The sequence below is a fragment of the Bacillus sp. 1021 genome, assembly GCF_014534735.1.
Taxonomy (GTDB): domain Bacteria; phylum Bacillota; class Bacilli; order Bacillales; family Bacillaceae; genus Bacillus; species Bacillus siamensis.
In genome coordinates, this window is record NZ_JACVSR010000003.1 from 130,777 (window position 1) to 148,712 (window position 17,936).

The following is a 17,936-nucleotide window of genomic DNA, read 5'->3' on the forward strand; positions in this document are numbered from 1 at the left end:
TCACGAAAGATTAGCTATAATGAGATCAGAAGAATGCAAGATTTGAGCCGTTTAACTACGGCTTTTTATATTGCCTCTACACTCACTTTTGATAGGAGGACATCTAATTGGACGTTATCAAAATCTCGCCGCGCGGCTATTGTTACGGCGTTGTTGATGCCATGGTCATAGCCAAAAACGCGGCACTCGATAAAAGTTTGCCAAGACCTATATATATACTCGGAATGATCGTTCATAATAAGCATGTCACAGATGCGTTTGAAGAAGACGGAATTTACACGCTTGACGGCACTAACCGTCTGGAGATTTTAAAGCAGGTGGAAAAAGGAACCGTTATTTTCACCGCACACGGAGTATCTCCGGAAGTAAGAAAAGCCGCTGAGGAAAAAGGACTTGTTGCGATTGACGCCACATGCCCGGACGTCACGAAAACACATGACTTAATCCGAAAAGTAAAAGCAGAAGGCTACCACGTCATTTATATCGGCAAAAAAGGCCACCCCGAACCAGAAGGAGCCGTCGGCGTCGCCCCTGAAATCGTTCATCTCGTTGAAACAGAGGAAGACGTGAGAAACCTCGATATTCAGGCTGAGAAATTAATCGTTACAAACCAAACGACCATGTCCCAGTGGGACGTCCATGATATTATGGAATCAGTCCAAGAAAAGTACCCGCACGTGGAATATCATCAGGAAATCTGCCTGGCTACACAGGTTCGTCAAGAAGCTGTCTCAGAGCAGGCAAAGAAAGCGGACTTAACCATTGTTGTCGGCGATCCGAAAAGCAATAACTCCAACAGGCTGGCTCAAGTGTCAGAAGAAATCGCCGGAACAAAAGCCTACCGCATCGGAGACATCAGTGAATTGAAGCTCGAATGGCTCAAAGACGTCAATACCGTCGCCGTTACCGCGGGCGCTTCAACACCGACACCGATTACAAAGGAAGTCATCCGGTTTTTAGAGCAGTTTGACCATAACGATGAATCCACATGGCAGCTTGAGCACAATGTGCCGCTCAAAAAAATCCTTCCGAAAGTAAAAATAAAAAACTGAGGCCCCGGGCCTCAGTTTTTTTATAGGAAGGTAAATGGATTTGTGTCTGTTTCGGAAGCGAAAATACGCACGTCGTAATTTTTCTCCCCGGCCATTGCCGTAAGCTTCTCAGCAGTTCCTTTTCTCATGATCTTTTCAGCATAATGCCCCGGGTCCACGACGTTTAACCCCATCATCATCGCATCATGCGCTACATGGAAATAAAGGTCGCCTGTCACGTAAACATCTGCACCCTTCCTCTTAGCCTGGTAAATATATTTATTTCCGTCACCGCCAAGCACTGCGACTTTTTTCACCTTGCTGGTTCGCTCTCCGACCATCCGGACTCCGTTAACGTCAAATTTTTCTTTCACAAACAGCGCAAACTCTTCAAGCGTCATGTCTTGCTGAAGTTTTCCAATGCGGCCGAGTCCTTTTTCAAGCGGGGACTGCTCCACCGGATAAATATCATACGCCACCTCTTCATACGGATGGCTTTTTTTCAGCGCTTTTATGATGGTTTTCTCCATACTGGCCGGATAAACGGTCTCAAGTCTCACTTCATGGACGAGTTCCAGCTCTCCCGTCTGTCCGATAAACGGGTCTGCCCCCTCCAGCGGTTTAAAGCTGCCGATTCCCTCAGAAGAGAATGCGCAATGGCTGTAATTGCCGATATGTCCCGCTCCGGCATTGCCGAGTGCGGTTCTTACAGCTTCTTCATAGTCTTTCGGCACATACACGGCAAGCTTTTTCAGCGGGTCCGAATATGTCGGAACGAGCACTTCTGTGTCTGTCAGGCCGAGAGCTTCCGCAAGCAGATCGTTAACACCGCCGTCCGCCACATCAAGATTCGTATGAGCCGCATATACGGCAATATCATGCTTTATACATTTCTCAATCAGTCTTCCGCCAGGCTGATCAGTGGTGATCTGTTTAAGCGGCCGAAAAATCGGCGGATGGTGAGCGATAATTAAGTCAACCTTTTTTTCAATGGCTTCATCCACCGTCTGTTCCAAAACATCCAGCGTGACCATGACGTTTTTCACCGGCTTATTCAATGTGCCGATCTGCAGGCCGATTTTGTCTCCTTCCACCGCAAAAGCCTTCGGTGAAAATTGTTCAAACAGCTGGATGATTTCCTGTCCGTTCACATGTTTAGGCATGTCCGATTACCTCCTTCAGCAGTAAGATCCGCTCTTTCAGTTCAACTAATTTTTCCTGGTTTTCATTCTTTGCGCTGCGGCTGATCTGTTCATAAATTTGTTCAGTATGCTTAAGTTCCTGGGTCCATTTCCGAAGAAACACTTCACTCTTTTCTTTTAACAAAAACGGACCGGCAAGCATTCCGGCAGCCATCGTGGTGTCCCGGTACGGCGCATCACGGTCGCCGGTTTCCGCGACGAGTATTTCATAACACTTTCCGTCTTCTTCGAGAATCACTTCGTCAATCAGTTCATAGCCTTCCTGATAAAGCCACTCTCTTATATGAACGGCATGAATATTCGGCTGCAGAATCAGCCGTTCACGCCCCGTCAGTTTTGTTTTTCCGGACTCCAAAATATGAGCGATCAGCGCTCCGCCCATGCCGGCGATTGTGATGGCGTCCGCTTCCCCCTTTTCAAGGACGCTCAGCCCGTCACCTTTCCTTACGGAGATAAGAGCGCTTAAGTCCAGTTTTTCCACCTGCTGTTTGGCGGATAGAAACGGCCCGTCTGTAATTTCACCGGCGATTGCGCGGCTTGCCAGATGATTCAAAACGGCATAGCAGGGGAGATACGCATGGTCTGACCCGATATCAGCCACCAGGGCACCCGGAGGGATATATTCCGCTACAGACTGCAATCTTTTAGATAACTTCATTTCATTCACAATATCACAACTTTTCTCAGGTTCTTTTTCCTTTACTATCATATAAAAAAACCGCCCGGAATCCAAGCGGCGGATAGAGTTTTTCATATGTCTTTTATATAGGGACAGGTAAAGCTTTATTTAATCTCAGAAACCCATTTTGCCATGTCATCCAGCTTTTCGGCCGGGACAAGGCCGGCTGGCATCCCGTTGCCGCCTTTTTCAATTCTCGTTTTAATCGCAGCGACATCTTTTCTTTTGCCGACGCCTTTTAAGCTCGGACCTGAGACACCTTCATAGTTTTCCCCGTGACAGGTGATGCAGTTCGCTTTATAAATCTCTTCAGGTGAAGCGTTTGCAGTTTCCTTTTCGGCATTTTTGCTTTCACCGCCGCTTGCGATCTGATGTGCATCTCCATTTCCTTTTACTGACAGAAAGAAAGTCAGCCCTATTCCCAGAACTGCGATGAGCAAAAAAGGAATCAGCGGATTCCACTTCATATCTCCATCCCCCTTTTTCATTCTCCCCCTATGTAAACACTTCTAATTCTAACTTATTTTTACAAAATGTAAATGGTCTCATTAAGCAAATTCATTGATTTCACAATTTATACATAAACAAAAATAACTGTTTTGTTTACCCAAAATTGTCTTTATTCTATTGTATAATGAATTGTATACGCTTACAATAAGGAATATAAATTAACTTATCCCGCTTTCCCTCTATTCAGGACATGCCGCATTTTTTCCGAACCCATTTGCAAAACACATGCTTATCCAGTAAAATAAAGGTATATTATCCATATATCTTATACGTAAAAAAGAACGGATCAACAGACCCGTTCCATTCTATTCGAGAAAATCCTTCAGACGTTTGCTTCTGCTTGGATGTCTCAATTTACGAAGCGCTTTTGCTTCAATTTGGCGAATACGCTCTCTCGTTACTCCAAACACTTTGCCGACTTCTTCAAGCGTTCTTGTGCGTCCGTCATCCAGACCGAAACGGAGACGCAGCACGTTTTCTTCACGATCCGTCAACGTATCCAGCACATCTTCCAGCTGTTCTTTCAAAAGCTCATATGCCGCATGATCCGACGGAGACGTCGCTTCCTGGTCTTCAATGAAATCACCGAGATGTGAATCATCTTCTTCACCGATCGGCGTTTCTAAAGAAACAGGCTCTTGGGCAATTTTTAATATTTCACGAACTTTTTCAGGCGTAAGATCCATGTCTTCAGCAATCTCTTCCGGTGACGGCTCTCTGCCCAGATCCTGGAGAAGCTGACGCTGCACACGGATTAATTTGTTGATCGTTTCCACCATGTGAACCGGGATACGGATCGTTCTCGCCTGGTCAGCGATGGCGCGTGTAATCGCCTGTCTGATCCACCAAGTCGCATACGTACTGAATTTATATCCTTTACGGTAGTCAAACTTTTCGACGGCTTTCATGAGACCCATGTTTCCTTCTTGAATCAAGTCTAAGAAAAGCATGCCGCGGCCGACATACCGTTTAGCAATGCTGACAACTAAACGAAGGTTTGCTTCAGCCAATCTGCGTTTAGATTCTTCGTCACCTTCTTCAATTTTTTGAGCATAGGTGATTTCTTCTTTAGCAGAAAGAAGATTTACCCGTCCGATTTCCTTAAGGTACATGCGGACTGGATCATTGATCTTTACGCCAGGCGGTACGCTGAGGTCATTAAGGTCAAATTCTTCTTCGGCTTTGGCAAGCTGTTGAATATTAGGATCTTCCGTTTCTTCATTTTCACTAATTAATTCAACACCTTGTTCTCCTAAAAATTCATAATACTCATCCATTTGGTCTGATTCAATTTCAAAGCTGGACATGCGTTCAGCAATTTCTTCATATGTTAAAACGCCACGTTTTTTTCCGGTTTCAGTAAGCTGGTCTTTTACCTGATCCAGTGTAAGTTCTGTTTCTGTCTCGTGGGTTTGTTTATCAGCCATTATGGATCCCTCCTTCCAAAGCTTGCAACGAATTCTAAAAGCGGTATGTTTCTTATCCGTCCCGGGAGCCTTCTCTCTTTTTCAGCATGCAGGGCAGCGGATAATAAGTGACAATTCATGATGAGGTTAAGCGATCTATTTGCTCCTCCGCAAGGAATCATTGCCAAGAGAACGCAAGCCTCTTTTTTGATGTTATTTTAATGATCGGTTCAATGCGACAATTTCTTGAGCCAGAGACGCAGCTTTCACAAAGTCTTTCTGCCTCTCTGCATCCGCTCGTTCTGCTTCTTTTTCCTTTATCATTGACCATTTTCGGTGATCCAACACTTTTTTTACGTAATCGGATAACTCGGCCTCTGAGAGCTCCTCGTTTATTTGGAGCATCCCTATATCTGAAAGCAGCTGGCTGATTTCATCATCCTGCATTCTCGCCATAAGATGCTGCGGCGTCATTTCAGCGCCCTCTTCATAAACAGCGTACAGATATGCTGCCAGCGCACGATGTCCGTCAATGTTAAATTCAAAGCCGACACGCTCAATCACTTTCTTTATGACGTTTCGGTCTCTCAGCATATGAGCGAGAAGAAGTCTTTCCGCATTCTCATAGGCGGGACGGAGACGGCGCCGTTTCGCTTTTGTCGTCACCCGGGCCCGTCTTGGCTGTGGTTCGGCGTTTTTGCCGCCAGGGGCGTTTTGGGCGGCATAGATGGAAAGCTGTTCAGTCAAAGATTCTACCGAAAGAGAAAATTCGGAGGCGAGCTGCTTCACATACATTTCCTGCTCAAGCGACCCCGAAAGAGCGCTGATTTCTTTCAGCACTTCTTTCATGTAAGCGAGCCGGTCTCCTTCGTCAGATAAGTTTTTCCCTTTGCGGAAATATTGCATTTTAAAAGCCATGACCGTAACGCTTGCATCAATGATATCTGTCTTGAACTTTTCTCCGCCCCGGGTTCTGACATAGTCATCAGGATCAAGACCGTCAGGCATCATGCTTACTCTTACCTTACAATCAGCTTTCTGAAGCAGGTCGGCCGCTTTCAGCGTAGCTTCGTACCCGGCTTTATCCGAATCGTAGCAGAGAATGACCTCCTGAACATTTCTTCTCAGGATTTTCACATGCTCTTCGGTGAGCGACGTCCCCATTGTGGCGATACTTTCTTTTACGCCTGAGCTGACGGCGGAAATGACATCCGCAAAGCCTTCAAACAGAACGGCTCTCTCCTCTTTCCTGATCGGCAGGCGGGCCTTATGGAAGTTGTACAGCAGCTTAGATTTATGAAACAGCGGCGTTTCCGGACTGTTCATATATTTCGGCTGCTGGCTTCCGAGCGCCCTTCCTGAAAAAGCCGCCACGGCTCCGTGATGATCATGAATGGGAAACATGATTCTGTTTCTGAAACGGTCAAAATATCCGCTACCGTCTTCCCTTCTGATCAGCAGACCCGCTTTCTCCATCAGTTCTTCCTCAAAACCGCGCTTTTTCAAGAATTTCGTCATGAAATCCCAGGAATCCAGCGCGTAGCCGATTTCAAACTCATCTATGAGCTCTTTCGTAAAACCCCTTGATAAAAGGTAATCTAACGCTTCCTGGCCTTCCTTTGTATTCATTAGCAAATGATGGTAAAATTTCTTCAGAAGCTCGTGAGCTTCCGCCATCTTCTGGTCTCCGGAAGATTCCGGCCTGGATGCAGAGTGAATCGTTATATCATCAGGGAAATCAATCTGATATTTATCAGCAAGGTGAGAAACAGCTTCCGTAAATGAATAGCCTTCCATCTGCCGTAAGAAAGAGAAAACGTTCCCGCCCGCTCCGCATCCGAAGCAATGAAAGATCTGCTTATCACTGGAGACGGAAAACGAGGGCGTGTTTTCACCGTGAAACGGACAGAGCCCAAAGTAGTTGCGGCCTTGCTTTTTCAATTGGACATAATCACCTATGACTTCAACAATGTCTGCTGACTGCTGCACCTGATTAACTACTTCATCTGGTATGCGGTTTCCCATCTTATAACACTCCGTCGTACATTATTCGATGTTTTGATTTGAAATCCCTTCATCATTCGACAGGATTTTTTTAAGCAGGGTAACAAATCGATTCCGATCTTCTTTATTTAATTTTTTAGGTCCTTTGGAATAGATGCCGCTTCTTCTCATTTTGCCCGACATATGACGGCTCATCAGAGCGAAGTCAATCGTGTCTTCAGTATAAGAACGGCCCCTTTCCGATAAGACGGCGATATTTCTGTTCAGCAGAAGAGATGCTAAACCGATATCCTGCGTGACTACGACGTCTCCCGATCTCACATGGTTTGCGATGTATAAATCTGCCGCTTCTTTATGAGGATCAACGTATATCCAGTTCTCGTCTTTGCTTCTGGAAAGCTGGTAGTGTTCAAATGATGCGACGAAAATAACACGAACGCTGAATTGCGATGCAATGAGCAAGATTTCCTCTTTTACGGGGCATGCGTCTGCATCGACAAAAATCGTCTTTTCTTTTTCATTTAGAAGACTAATTCTCCATCCCTCCATCAATCTCCTGCATAAAAACAAGCGAAATCGCATATGCTCCATGACTGCGGATCTATTTTGAGTCTTTGTCGAAAAATTTCCGGGAGTTATTCTTGACATCTTACCCGTAATAGTTTATTCGTATCACACTAAGCTTAAACCTAAAAATAAACATTTTATCACAATTTTTTATTATAATACAAACTTCGCGAAGATGCCATCCTTTTTGTTTATTCCCTATTTGCATACCCAAAAACCCAGGATAAAGCGTCCTGAGTTATCGGCCCTTTGTTTTCAGATGATGAATGATGTTCGCTGTTTCCTCGACCGCTTTGTTCGAAACGTCAACGACTTGGCAGCCGATCCGATCCACGATTTTCTCAAAATACTCCAGCTCTTCTTTAATTCTGTTGATGTTAGCGTAAATGGCTTTGTCATTTAAGCCGAGAGATTTTAACCGTTCTTTTCGAATATGGTTCAGTTTATCAGGGCTGATTTTTAACCCGATGCATTTTTTCGGATCAACGCTGAACAGTTCTTCCGGCGGATCGACTTCAGGTACGATCGGCACGTTGGCCACTTTCAGGCGCTTATGGGCAAGATATTGGGATAATGGGGTTTTAGACGTTCTTGATACGCCAAGCAGGATGATATCGGCTTTTAAAATGCCTCTTGGGTCCCTGCCGTCGTCATATTTAACGGCAAACTCGATCGCCTCGACCTTTTTGAAATAATCTTCATCAAGCTGGCGGACGCGGCCCGGTTCATATTTCGCCGTCAGACCGTAGGCTGTTTCCATTTTGTCGATGAGCGGACCGATAATATCGTAGTACATCACATTCGCTTTTTCCGCTTGTTCAACTAAGTATTTGCGCATTTCAGGAACAACGAGCGTAAAACAGATAATGCCGCCGTCCGCTTTGGCGAGAGACACGACTTCATTAATGGTGCCGATATCTTCCACATAAGGTATTCTTCTGATATGCGTATCATCGGCTGAGCCGTTAAACTGGCTGAGCGAGGCTTTTACAACGAGTTCGGCGGTTTCTCCGACTGAGTCTGATACTACATAAATGATGCGATTGTCCATGTTATCCCCCCGTTAGTTTTCAAGCTTATATGATTTCATTCTCTGATAAACTGACAAGTATCTTGGTCATATTCGTTTTGGTAAAGCGGCCGATGACCTCAAAGCCTTTATCCGTATCTTTAATAACGGGCAGGGCATCGATCTGTTTCTCAATCAAATATTTGGCGATGTCCATCACATAATCGTCACGCCGGCAGACGGCGATATTCGGCATTCTGGTCATAATAATATGAACCGGTATTGAGGCAAGTTCCTGCTGGCCGATGCTCGCCCGCAGCAAATCTTTGCGTGACAGCACACCGACTAAGACAGCATCACGATCTACGACAAATAACGTGCCGACATCTTCTAAAAACATGGTGCAGATGGCATCATACACCGAGACGTTTTCATTGATGACGACAGGGATCGATTGAAAATCTTTCACTTGCAGCTTTTTCAGTTTATCCGCAAGCAGCTGATTTCCCGTTTTTCCGGTATAAAAATAACCGACCCGCGGACGGGCCTCTAAGAAGCCTGACATGGTGAGTATGGCCAAGTCCGGCCGTAGCGTGGCTCTTGTTAAATTGAGCTGTTCTGCAATATGCTCTCCGGTAATCGGGCCGTTTTCCTTTACAATTTGTAAAATTTGTTCTTGCCGTTTATTTAATTCGATCGTACTCACCACCTTTATGGAAGGGTTTCTTTATCTATGTTTTTCATTCTGTGATGTTTATGTAAAAGGGGAAAAGACGATTGCCGATCACACAGCAACCGTCTTTTTCTTTATTTTACAATAAGATGATTCATATTAGCAAAAGACTTGATCACATCTGCAAGTGCAGTCATTTGCGCTAAACGGTTGGTTTTTAATGCTTCATTGTCCGCATTGACCATCGTGTAATTAAAGTAATCTTCGATCGGCTCCTTTAATCCGCTGAGCGCGGCCAGCGCCTGTTCATAGTTTTTAGAGGCAAAGCTTTCCGCGACGCTGTCTTTTGTTTTTTGATAAGCGTCAAACAGCTTTTTCTCCTGTTCATTTTCAAACAGATCCGGCTTGATATCACGGCTCTCGCCTTTTTTACTGATGGAGATGACCCGGCCCAGTGATTCAGCCGTTTCTTTAAATCCAGGTGTGCCGAGGTGTTTCTCAAGCACTTTTGCTTTAGAAACAGCTGCATACGGCTCAAGCTCCGTGCTGTCCAGAACGGCTTCAATCACGTCATGACGGATGTCTTCAGCGTTTAAGACGTATTTCAGACGCTGTGTAAAGAAATCAAGGAGCTCATTTTCTTTTTCCGTTTCTGTCAATGACAGCAGTTCTTTAAAAGAGATGCCCCAGTTGCGGTCGATCAGAATGGAAACGATGCCGCTTGCCTGACGGCGCAATCCGTACGGATCCTGAGAACCTGTCGGGATCACGTCAATGCTGAAGAAGGAAGCAATCGTGTCCAATTTATCGGCTAATGCCACAACCGCACCGGTAAAGGTTGAAGGCACCTCTCCCCCGGCCGCTCTCGGCATGTAGTGCTCATTTACCGCGGCAGCGACGGCTTCATCTTCACCGAGCATGCGCGCATATTTTTCTCCCATGACGCCTTGAAGCTCAGGGAACTCATAGATCATATGTGTAACAAGGTCAAATTTAGAAATCTCTGCGGCGCGCTTCACATGTTTCTGCGTTTGTTCATCAGCCTTCAGACGGACGGCTAGTTTACCCGCAATGGTGACCACTCTTCTTACTTTATCCCCAAGGGAACCGAGCTCTTCATGGAAAACGATATTTTCCAGTTTCTTCACATTTTCATCAATGTTCAGCTTTTGGTCTTCCTTGTAGAAGAACGCAGCATCTGAAAGTCTTGCTCTCAGCACTTTCTCGTTTCCGCGGGCAACATTTTCAAGGGCATGGCTGTTCCCGTTTCTTACCGTAATAAAATGAGGCAGCAGATTCCCGTTTTCATCTTTTACCGGGAAGTAGCGCTGATGCTCTTTCATGGTTGTCACAAGCACTTCTTCAGGTAAAGAAAGAAACTCGGGTTCAAAAGAGCCGTATAGCGCTGTCGGATATTCCACCAGATGATTGACTTCGTTCAGCAGATCTTCATCTATCGGAATATTCCATTTCTTTTCGTTTGCAAGCGCGTCCAGCTGCACCTGAATCATTTGTTTGCGCACTTTCGGGTCGGCAATGACGTGCTGTTCTTTCAGCAGCTCTTCGTATGATGACGGTGCATCAACAGATACTTCTCGGCCGAGAAAACGATGTCCCTGTGTGTTCCGGCCCGTCTCTACGTTCGTGATGTCAAATGGAATGACGTCTTTTCCGAAGAGAGCGGCAATCCATTTGATCGGACGGATATAACGCAGATCCTGTGTGCCCCAGCGCATGTTTTTCGGGAAATGCATTCCGGTAATCAAGTTTTCCAGCTGCGGTAAAAGTGTTTTCGTCTCTTGTCCCGCCTGGAATTTTTGGACGAAAACATATTCCGTGCCATTTACATCTTTAATATACAGGTCATCCACTCCGGCGCCTTGGCCTTTGGAAAAACCGATAGCGGCTTTTGTCCAGTTTCCGTCAGCATCCAGAGCGATTTTTTTCGCCGGTCCTTTTGCTTCTTCCTGAATATCAGCCTGTTTTTCTGCTACGTCTTTTATATATACTGCCAGACGTCTCGGTGTATTAAAAAGTTTCACTTCACCGTGGGCAATATTTTTTTCAGCCAGCCAGCCGGTCAGTTTGTCACCGAGCTGCACCATGCTGTCATGTAAAAAACGCGCCGGCATTTCCTCGAGTCCGATCTCTAAAAGCAAATCTTGTTTACTCATGGGAAGAGCCCTCCTCTTTAAGCATTGGGAACCCTAATTTTTCCCGTTCTTCATAATACGTTTTTGCTACTTTTCTCGCTAAGTTGCGGACCCGTCCGATATAACCCGTCCGCTCTGTCACTGAGATTGCGCCTTTTGCGTCAAGCAGGTTAAATGTGTGAGAGCATTTCAGCACATAATCATAGGCCGGATGCACAAGGCCGTTATCCATTTGTCTGATCGCTTCTTTTTCGTAAGTGCTGAACAAATGGAAAAGCATATCCACATCTGATGTTTCAAATGTATAAACGGAATGTTCATATTCAGCCATCATAAACAAATCTTTCACTGTGAATCCTGATGTCCATTCCAGATCAAAGACGTTTTCTTTATCCTGAATATAAGACGCAAGACGCTCAATGCCGTACGTAATCTCAACAGACACCGGTTTACATTCAATTCCGCCCACCTGCTGGAAGTACGTAAACTGGGTGATTTCCATACCGTCAAGCCATACTTCCCAGCCAAGGCCTGCACAGCCTAAAGACGGGTTTTCCCAGTTGTCTTCTACGAAACGAATATCATGCTCGAGCGGATCAATACCGAGCGCGCGCAATGAATCTAGGTAAAGCTCCTGGATGTTATCAGGCGACGGCTTGATAATGACTTGGAATTGGTGATGCTGATAAAGTCTGTTCGGGTTTTCTCCGTACCGTCCGTCCGCAGGCCGTCTGGAAGGCTCAACGTAAGCCACTTTCCACGGCTCGGGTCCGATGCTTCGTAAAAATGTATACGGGCTCATTGTGCCTGCGCCTTTCTCCACATCATACGACTGCATGAGCACACAGCCTTCATTAGACCAGTGCTTCTGCAAGGTTAAAATCATATCTTGAATGTTCATTTCAAGCACCTCCACTTTCTCCATTCTTTTACAAGTGCGGCGGCAATCAAAAAACTCCCGTCTCTATGCTTGCCAGCCGCAAACATAGGGACGAGAGTTCTCCCGCGGTTCCACCCTAGTTGCTGAGGATGTGAATCGCTCAGCCTCTTTTTAAAGAGTTGCTCAAGAATGCCTTTCGTTGCGCGCTCATCCCTAGCTTACACTGTCCTAAGGTCGCTTATATGAGTTGGACGCAAGTACTTCTTTCTGTCACTGCAACATATTTTATAATAAATCATCATATAAAAAGATGGGCAGAATGTCAACTTTTGTTTTCATCCAAAAGGTTCTTCATGCTTTCCATCTGATCTAAAAACCGCTTTGACTTTAAATAAAGCCCTGAATATTCCTCGTAATACAGATCAATGACCCGTTTTATTTCATTTTTGGTTTCGTGCTTTAACGAGACGCTGCCGAGCCTTCCGATATCAAAGTAATAAAAAAGCCTTAGCAGCCTTGCCGTTTGCGGCGAAATCGGAACTTTGTACGGATCCTTTTCAAAGCAGCGGTGGCAGATAAAACCGTTATCTCTTATGGAAAAATGAAACGTCCCGTCCCGGCTTTTACAGTGGACACAATGATTCAGCTCCGGATACAGCCCCATGACGCCAAGCATTTTCATCTGAACGATAAAGGTGATCACGTCCGGGTCAGTCCCCTCATTCAGCCTCTTAAAGGATTCGAGAATCAATTCGAATAAATAGGGGTTCGGTTTCTTCTCTTCCGTTCCTTTGTCAGTGAGTTCAGCGATAAAAGCGGCATATGCCGTCAAAAACAAGTCTTCTCTGATCGTTCTCATGCTGAGAATCATTTCACCCTGCTGGAGCGTGCCGAGTCCGGATGTTCTTTGCATTAAAAATGACCCGTACAAAAAAGGCTGGCTGACTGCTGACAGCCGGCTGGCTGACTTCCTGGCACCCCTTGCCATGACGCCGATTTTGCCGTGTTCCCTCGTCAGCAATGTCACGATTTTATTCGTCTCTCCGTAGTCATTCGTACGAAGCACGATTCCTTCACATTTTGTCAGCATTTCCGCACCTTCCAACAACGGGAGGGGCCAAGAGGTTTACAAAATTGGAAAATCAATACGGGCTAGCTCATCTTCCGGTTCTTCGGGTCTTTCCAGGTTCTCTTTTTCCAGTTCTTTAAAAAGAAGGTACGTATCAACACTTCCTGTTTGAGAAAATACGTTCCAGGTAAAATTCAACACAAAAAACCCACCTTTCATCATTAAACTAGCTTGCCAATCCAAATTCTTACCCTTATCTTGACCTGATGTCCTCCTTTTCATGTTAAACAAATTTTGCTAACGAATCCCTGTTTCTGTGAGGTAATCCCACACATCAGGCATGCGCCTCAGATGACTTAATATTCATCCTCTTTGAAGCCGAAATCACGCAGCTGAGACATTTTATTCCGCCAGTCCTTCTGCACTTTCACCCATAATTCGAGGTAAACGCGTGAACCCAGCAGCGCTTCAATATCAGCCCGCGCTCTTTTGCCGACTTCTTTCAGAAGCGCTCCTTTTTTCCCGATGACGATTCCTTTTTGAGAATCCCGCTCGACCACGATGGTGGCGGCGACATGGACGGAGCCGTTCTCCTGCCCTTTAATGGACTCGATAGCGACAGCGATGCTGTGCGGCACTTCTTCCCTTGTAAGATGGAGCACCTTTTCCCTGATCAGTTCAGAAATAATAAACCGCTCAGGATGGTCAGTCACCTGATCGCTCGGATAGAACTGAGGCCCTTCCGGTAAATACGCTTCAATCTGCGTGAGCAGGGTCTCGACGTTGTTTCCTTCCAAAGCTGAGATCGGCACGATTTCCTTAAACGGATAGCGCGAACGGTACTCATCAATTAAAAGAAGGAGCTGATCAGGGTGGATCTTATCAATTTTGTTTACGATCAAAAAGACCGGCGTGGACGTCTGTCCAAGCTTTTCAATGATAAACTCGTCGCCCTTTCCGTATCCTTCCTCGGCGTTAATCATAAATAACACCAAGTCAACTTCTTTCAGCGTGTTCTGCGCCACTTTCATCATAAAATCGCCAAGCTTGTGCTTCGGTTTGTGAATGCCCGGTGTATCAATAAAAATGGTCTGCGATGTGCCTGTTGTCAGCACCCCTTGGACTTTATTTCTCGTTGTCTGGGGTTTGTCGCTCATGATGGCGATCTTTTGACCGATGACCCTGTTTAAAAAGGTCGACTTTCCAACATTCGGTCTTCCGATGATTGATACAAATCCTGATTTAAAGCTTTCGTTCGTCATGTAAATCCTCCGATGAAAATGCGCCCGGCAATAATTCTTCCGCAGTCATTTCTTTTATTTGTCCTTGTAAGTTGGTCAGAATAACAAGCATATCCTTTGAGCACAGCTCGGAAATTACTTGTCTGCAGGCTCCGCACGGTGAAACCGGTCCCGGAGTGTCCGCAGCCACGGCGAGCATCGCAAATTCCGTATCCCCCTCGGAAACAGCTTTGAATATCGCCGTGCGTTCAGCACAGTTGCACATGCTGTATGCCGCATTCTCAATGTTGCAGCCTCTGTACACTTTTCCGTCTTTGGTAAGAAGAGCGGCTCCCACTCTGAAGTTTGAATACGGCACATACGCTGTATCCCGTGCTGTTAATGCTTCTTGAATCAATTCTTGTCTGTTCATGTGTACTTTTCCTCTCTTACCTTAATCCTGAATGATACCGCTGTCACTTTTATTTTACATAATTATGATTGGTTTTTCACGCCCATTTTTGGCAATGTAAAATAATTGTAAGAATCTTCTGCTAACATATCTTCGGCAAGAAGATGAGTAAACCAATAATACACGAAATCACGGCAAAGACGCAAACGGCTCCGGCGGCCGCATCCTTTGCCGCTTTTGCGAGCGGATGATACTGATCGGTAACTAAATCAACAACATGCTCTATCGCCGTATTTACAAGCTCAAGAGCAAGCATTCCGCCGATCAGGATCAAAATAACGGCCCATTCGGCCGTACTGAGCCCGGTGAGAAAACCGCAAAGGATAACGGCGCAGGCCGCGATAATATGAAATTGAAAATTCCGCTCTGACCGCGCCGTTTTCCAGATTCCCCTCCATGCATGGACAAAGCTTTTCAGGAATCTGCTCCACTCGTTTTTATGATCTCGTGAGTCCATACTCATCCAGCAAATCCTTTTGCTTTGAAAACATTTCTTCCTCTTCTTCTTTTGTCATGTGATCATAGCCCAGCAGATGCAAAAAGCCGTGGACGGCCAGAAAGCCGAGCTCTCTCATAAACGAATGGCCGTACTCTTCAGCCTGCTCCTTCGTTCTGTCGGCACTGATGATAATATCTCCTAAAACAGGCGGCATGTCAGCGCCCACGATTTCAACCTCGTCTTCTCCTTCTTCCTCAAGCGCAAACGAAATGACGTCAGTCGGGGTGTCTTTTCCCCGGTAGTCTCTGTTGATTTCTCTGATTTCCTCGTTTGTCACAATCGTAACCGATACTTCAGCCTGATCCTGAACGCCTTCTTTTTCCGCCGCAAATTGAAGCAGCTTCTCTACTTCTTGAAGCGCATCGGCTGAGACGCTGTTTGTTTCATCAACAATATCTATGAGTAAACCCATTTATTTCACCTTCTTCGTAGCCTCCGGATATTCAATCCGGGAGTGGAAAATTCCTTTTAAAGTCGCACATAGTGTTTTTGCAATCGTATCCAGCTCTCGGAACGTGAGATCACATTCTGAGAACTGCCCGTCCTGAAGCTTGTCGGATATAATTCCCCGCACCAGTTTTTCAATCCGTTCGGGATTGGGATTATGCATGGAACGGACGGCAGCTTCGACGCTGTCGGCCACTGAAATGATTGCAGCTTCTTTTGATTGCGGCTTCGGCCCGGGGTATCGGAACTCTTGCTCTGTAATCTGGTCGCCCTTTTCCTTCGCTTTATAATAAAAGAATTTTAAAAGAGACGTTCCGTGATGCTGCTCCGCGATATCCACGAGCTCTTTCGGAAACTTATAGCTTCTGAGCATATTCGCACCGTCTGTCGTATGCGCGATGATAATATTTTTGCTGAGCTGAGGAGACAGCTTGTCATGCGGATTATCCATATTCATCTGATTTTCAATAAAATATTGCGGGCGTTTCGTTTTGCCGAGATCGTGATAATACGCTCCGACCCTTGCCAAAAGACCGTTTGCCCCTACAGCTTCACAGGCCGCTTCCGACAAATTCGCCACCATGACGCTGTGATGATATGTACCGGGTGTTTCCGTTAAAATCTTCCGAAGCAGGGGATGGTTCGGATTAGACAGCTCAATCAGCCTCATCGTAGAAAGAATGCCGAATCCCGTCTCAAAAAACGGCATCAGACCGATAATCAAAACGGATGAAGCCAGTCCCGAGACGACCCCCATCAGCATCAGCGTTCCGATTTCAACAGGCGACAGCGCCGTGTTTTGGATTAATAAAAGCGACAGCACGATAATCATATTAATAAATGAGACGAACAATCCCGCCTGCAATATTTTAGATCTCGCGTTATGTTTCCCCAAAAACAGGATGCCTGAAATGCTGCTGATTAAATAGTAGATACCGATCACATAATTAAATGTGCCCGTCACACCCTGATTAAACATCATACTGCCGCAGATCGCCAGAATGATGCTTCCTAAAATGGCAAGCCTTTCATTGAGCAGCAGCCTGATCAAAATCGCGCCGGCGGCGATCGGAACCAGATACCCGATGTTGGTGTATTCAATCTTCTGAAAGAGACTGACGACTTCCATTATGACGAGAATAAGCGTTGTAATGATAGAAAACAGCAATAGGGATTTATTTTTCAGCTTAAGCTCCTGCTGCTGTTTCTCGAAATAGTAGACAAGCGTGGCAATAAACAGCCCGATCATCAGAAGAAGACCGCTGATCGGCTTTAATAGGTTGGAATTATTCAAAAGCCCCGTCAGTTCGAGCTTTCTGTATACTTCCCGGTCGATCAGGTCATTCTCTTCCACGAGAACCTGTCCTTGTTTGATCTGCACCGGCTGAACGCTGTCTGACGCTTCCTGACGTTTTTCATCGGTCGCTTTCGGATCAAATACGTAATTCGGGATTACCGCATATTTTCCGATTTCAGTCGCAGCCGCTAAATATTTTGACGGCACGGAGGCGCTTTTCAGCTCTTTGGCGACCTTATCCTTCGCTTCGGCAAGCTTTTCAGAAGGAATTTCACTGCTCATCACCGTGTTCACCGCGGTTATGACAGAATCCCTCACAAATGAAAAATCTTCATTGTTCGCATGGAGAAGCGATTTAAGTGCATCTTCCGAGATGGATTCATTGACATCCTGTGTCAGCTTGCTTTTCACCGATTTGACCAGCGATTTTTCTGAAGGTGACTTTTTGTCTTTATCCGCATCTGTTTTCACTTCGCCGATGCTGTCAAATATGGAAGTGATCAGGTCAAGCCGGTTGTCGGTATAGCCTTTTTTCAGAGTGTATTGATCTTCTACTGCATCTTCGGCCGCTTGTTTCTTCGCTTCCGTCGCCTGCTGATCTTCCACTGTGGCGGGCGCGTAAATCGTCTTATCACTGACTGAGAACAAATCCAAATTAAGTGATTCAGGTTTTACATGAATAAAGAGCAAACCAAACATGATCGCTGAAAGCAGCAGATACAGCAGCACATGGGCTGAGCGGGCATGTCTGAAAGTGCGGAACCGTTCCCGGGCGCTTTTACCCTTTCCCTTCTTTTTCAAAACAAGAACCTCCTCCC

At 45.7% G+C, this 17,936-nt stretch carries 18 protein-coding genes; 1 reads left to right on the forward strand and 17 read right to left on the reverse strand.

The genetic code is table 11. The features are described 5' to 3' along the window. Window positions 1-107: 107 nt before the first annotated feature. Window positions 108-1,052: a 4-hydroxy-3-methylbut-2-enyl diphosphate reductase gene (locus ICW23_RS12325; protein WP_060964738.1), complete on the forward strand. Its 945-nt coding sequence runs from the start codon at window positions 108-110 to the stop codon at window positions 1,050-1,052. A 20-nt stretch (window positions 1,053-1,072) separates the two neighbouring features. On the opposite strand, the gene ICW23_RS12330 is transcribed toward ICW23_RS12325, so the two are convergent. The 17 genes from ICW23_RS12330 to ICW23_RS12410 form a co-directional block, all read right to left on the reverse strand. Beyond that, entirely contained in the window at window positions 1,073-2,194 is a 1,122-nt protein-coding gene (locus ICW23_RS12330; protein ID WP_016938929.1) for a Nif3-like dinuclear metal center hexameric protein, read from the reverse strand. Further along, window positions 2,187-2,834: a tRNA (adenine(22)-N(1))-methyltransferase gene (locus ICW23_RS12335; RefSeq protein WP_231937490.1), complete on the reverse strand. Its 648-nt coding sequence runs from the start codon at window positions 2,832-2,834 to the stop codon at window positions 2,187-2,189. The genes ICW23_RS12330 and ICW23_RS12335 overlap by 8 nt, the downstream gene beginning before the upstream one ends. A gap of 182 nt (window positions 2,835-3,016) precedes the next feature. After that, window positions 3,017-3,379 (reverse strand): cytochrome c550, encoded by a 363-nt coding sequence (gene cccA, locus ICW23_RS12340; RefSeq protein WP_016938927.1) that lies wholly within the window; start codon window positions 3,377-3,379, stop codon window positions 3,017-3,019. A 348-nt stretch (window positions 3,380-3,727) separates the two neighbouring features. Next, window positions 3,728-4,849, reverse strand: coding sequence for an RNA polymerase sigma factor RpoD (rpoD, locus tag ICW23_RS12345; protein ID WP_016938926.1), 1,122 nt, complete (start codon window positions 4,847-4,849; stop codon window positions 3,728-3,730). 192 nt (window positions 4,850-5,041) lie between these two features. Next, window positions 5,042-6,853: a DNA primase gene (dnaG, locus tag ICW23_RS12350; RefSeq protein WP_188154566.1), complete on the reverse strand. Its 1,812-nt coding sequence runs from the start codon at window positions 6,851-6,853 to the stop codon at window positions 5,042-5,044. A gap of 21 nt (window positions 6,854-6,874) precedes the next feature. Beyond that, window positions 6,875-7,381, reverse strand: coding sequence for a YaiI/YqxD family protein (locus ICW23_RS12355; protein WP_045926739.1), 507 nt, complete (start codon window positions 7,379-7,381; stop codon window positions 6,875-6,877). A gap of 256 nt (window positions 7,382-7,637) precedes the next feature. Continuing rightward, window positions 7,638-8,450, reverse strand: a complete 813-nt coding sequence (locus ICW23_RS12360) for a pyruvate, water dikinase regulatory protein (RefSeq protein WP_016938923.1) — start codon at window positions 8,448-8,450, stop codon at window positions 7,638-7,640. Between the two features lie 25 nt (window positions 8,451-8,475). Continuing rightward, window positions 8,476-9,114 (reverse strand): transcriptional regulator CcpN, encoded by a 639-nt coding sequence (gene ccpN / locus ICW23_RS12365; RefSeq protein ID WP_003152989.1) that lies wholly within the window; start codon window positions 9,112-9,114, stop codon window positions 8,476-8,478. A 101-nt stretch (window positions 9,115-9,215) separates the two neighbouring features. Then, window positions 9,216-11,255, reverse strand: a complete 2,040-nt coding sequence (gene glyS, locus ICW23_RS12370) for a glycine--tRNA ligase subunit beta (protein ID WP_188154567.1) — start codon at window positions 11,253-11,255, stop codon at window positions 9,216-9,218. Beyond that, on the reverse strand, window positions 11,248-12,135 hold the full coding sequence (glyQ, locus tag ICW23_RS12375; RefSeq protein ID WP_016938921.1) for a glycine--tRNA ligase subunit alpha: 888 nt from the start codon (window positions 12,133-12,135) through the stop codon (window positions 11,248-11,250). The genes glyS and glyQ overlap by 8 nt, the downstream gene beginning before the upstream one ends. Window positions 12,136-12,436: 301 nt before the next feature. Then, window positions 12,437-13,204, reverse strand: coding sequence for a DNA repair protein RecO (gene recO, locus ICW23_RS12380; RefSeq protein WP_016938920.1), 768 nt, complete (start codon window positions 13,202-13,204; stop codon window positions 12,437-12,439). Window positions 13,205-13,240: 36 nt separating this feature from the next. Beyond that, window positions 13,241-13,384 (reverse strand): YqzL family protein, encoded by a 144-nt coding sequence (locus ICW23_RS12385; RefSeq protein WP_007408286.1) that lies wholly within the window; start codon window positions 13,382-13,384, stop codon window positions 13,241-13,243. A 155-nt stretch (window positions 13,385-13,539) separates the two neighbouring features. Next, window positions 13,540-14,445 carry a GTPase Era gene (era, locus tag ICW23_RS12390; RefSeq protein ID WP_016938919.1) on the reverse strand — a complete coding sequence of 302 codons (906 nt, stop codon included), beginning with the start codon at window positions 14,443-14,445 and terminating at the stop codon, window positions 13,540-13,542. Then, on the reverse strand, window positions 14,426-14,836 hold the full coding sequence (locus ICW23_RS12395; protein ID WP_016938918.1) for a cytidine deaminase: 411 nt from the start codon (window positions 14,834-14,836) through the stop codon (window positions 14,426-14,428). The genes era and ICW23_RS12395 overlap by 20 nt, the downstream gene beginning before the upstream one ends. Before the next feature lie 121 nt (window positions 14,837-14,957). After that, window positions 14,958-15,332: a diacylglycerol kinase family protein gene (locus ICW23_RS12400; RefSeq protein ID WP_016938917.1), complete on the reverse strand. Its 375-nt coding sequence runs from the start codon at window positions 15,330-15,332 to the stop codon at window positions 14,958-14,960. Then, window positions 15,313-15,786 carry an rRNA maturation RNase YbeY gene (ybeY, locus tag ICW23_RS12405; protein WP_003152973.1) on the reverse strand — a complete coding sequence of 158 codons (474 nt, stop codon included), beginning with the start codon at window positions 15,784-15,786 and terminating at the stop codon, window positions 15,313-15,315. Before ybeY ends, ICW23_RS12400 begins: the two co-directional genes overlap by 20 nt. Next, window positions 15,787-17,919 (reverse strand): HD family phosphohydrolase, encoded by a 2,133-nt coding sequence (locus tag ICW23_RS12410; RefSeq protein ID WP_099744668.1) that lies wholly within the window; start codon window positions 17,917-17,919, stop codon window positions 15,787-15,789. Window positions 17,920-17,936 lie beyond the last annotated feature (17 nt).

Coding starts and splice junctions, on each gene's coding strand:
- ICW23_RS12355 (WP_045926739.1), bottom strand. CDS start 7,381: ATGGAGGGATGGAGAATTAGTCTTCTAAATGAAAAAGAAAAGACGATT.
- ICW23_RS12330 (WP_016938929.1), bottom strand. CDS start 2,194: ATGCCTAAACATGTGAACGGACAGGAAATCATCCAGCTGTTTGAACAA.
- recO (WP_016938920.1), bottom strand. CDS start 13,204: ATGCTGACAAAATGTGAAGGAATCGTGCTTCGTACGAATGACTACGGA.
- glyQ (WP_016938921.1), bottom strand. CDS start 12,135: ATGAACATTCAAGATATGATTTTAACCTTGCAGAAGCACTGGTCTAAT.
- ICW23_RS12360 (WP_016938923.1), bottom strand. CDS start 8,450: ATGGACAATCGCATCATTTATGTAGTATCAGACTCAGTCGGAGAAACC.
- ybeY (WP_003152973.1), bottom strand. CDS start 15,786: ATGGGTTTACTCATAGATATTGTTGATGAAACAAACAGCGTCTCAGCC.
- cccA (WP_016938927.1), bottom strand. CDS start 3,379: ATGAAGTGGAATCCGCTGATTCCTTTTTTGCTCATCGCAGTTCTGGGA.
- era (WP_016938919.1), bottom strand. CDS start 14,445: ATGACGAACGAAAGCTTTAAATCAGGATTTGTATCAATCATCGGAAGA.
- ICW23_RS12395 (WP_016938918.1), bottom strand. CDS start 14,836: ATGAACAGACAAGAATTGATTCAAGAAGCATTAACAGCACGGGATACA.
- glyS (WP_188154567.1), bottom strand. CDS start 11,255: ATGAGTAAACAAGATTTGCTTTTAGAGATCGGACTCGAGGAAATGCCG.
- dnaG (WP_188154566.1), bottom strand. CDS start 6,853: ATGGGAAACCGCATACCAGATGAAGTAGTTAATCAGGTGCAGCAGTCA.
- ICW23_RS12400 (WP_016938917.1), bottom strand. CDS start 15,332: ATGGACTCACGAGATCATAAAAACGAGTGGAGCAGATTCCTGAAAAGC.
- rpoD (WP_016938926.1), bottom strand. CDS start 4,849: ATGGCTGATAAACAAACCCACGAGACAGAAACAGAACTTACACTGGAT.